Source organism: Neobacillus paridis (assembly GCF_016765675.1).
Taxonomy (GTDB): Bacteria; Bacillota; Bacilli; order Bacillales; family Cytobacillaceae; genus Neobacillus; species Neobacillus paridis.
In genome coordinates this window covers 1-742 of sequence record NZ_JAESWB010000210.1, presented here as the reverse complement: position 1 = coordinate 742, position 742 = coordinate 1, and the positions used below count along the sequence as shown (strand labels likewise).

1 protein-coding gene is annotated in these 742 nt (G+C 49.9%); it reads right to left on the bottom strand.

The window, feature by feature from the left end; all coding sequences use genetic code 11:
* The coding region (locus JK635_RS14730) for a hypothetical protein (RefSeq protein ID WP_202654712.1) at positions 1 to 742 on the bottom strand (742 nt) is incomplete at both ends.

Genomic DNA, 742 nt, shown 5'->3' with positions numbered 1-742 from the left:
TTATATCGAAATTGCGTTTTCTTGATACCGTCCTGAGCATTTGCGGAAAGCACGATCATGCTGGAGGCTTTATTACGAAAGTCAACAGTACTTAAATCCACTGTCCCGGTCACCGTGACAGATCGCCCCTTGTATTCAAGGTCTTCATAGAGAATTGCGTAATAACCTGGATTCAGCACCAGCCTGGCTATTCTGTCATTCGCTTCGATGCTGTCCGAGTCAAAGCCGACTTGAAAGTCCATACTCCAATTGCGGAGATCATACCTTCCTATGCCAAGGCCCATTTGTGCCGGAGATGCCTCAGAGGAATACGCCATCCCCGCACTGCCGCTGGTAGGCTGCATCGAGGCTGGTTGCCAAGTGCTTGTCAATTGCCCTTTCCGATCGTAATTAAACTCGGTGTAGGCCTGTCTGCTCACGCCAGACAAGGTTTGGGATTGTCTGACAAGCTGACCCATTGCGTCATAGGATTTGTATTCAATATTGCCAAGCGGATCGATAGCTTGAATTGCATTTCCGGCGTTGTCGTAGACTATTCTGCGAATACGGTCATTTGAGTCGCTGCTGACGCTGTAGGAATAGGCTGAGAGATCCGCCGCACTATTGAGACGTTCTGTCTGCTGATCTATTTCACCAAAAAGATTGCGCGAAAATTCAGTGAGCGGGACAAAGCTGGGTGTGTCCTGAATCACCAGATCGCCTTGAACAGTGCGAATCGCGCGGGTGGGTTCGGCGATGGCCT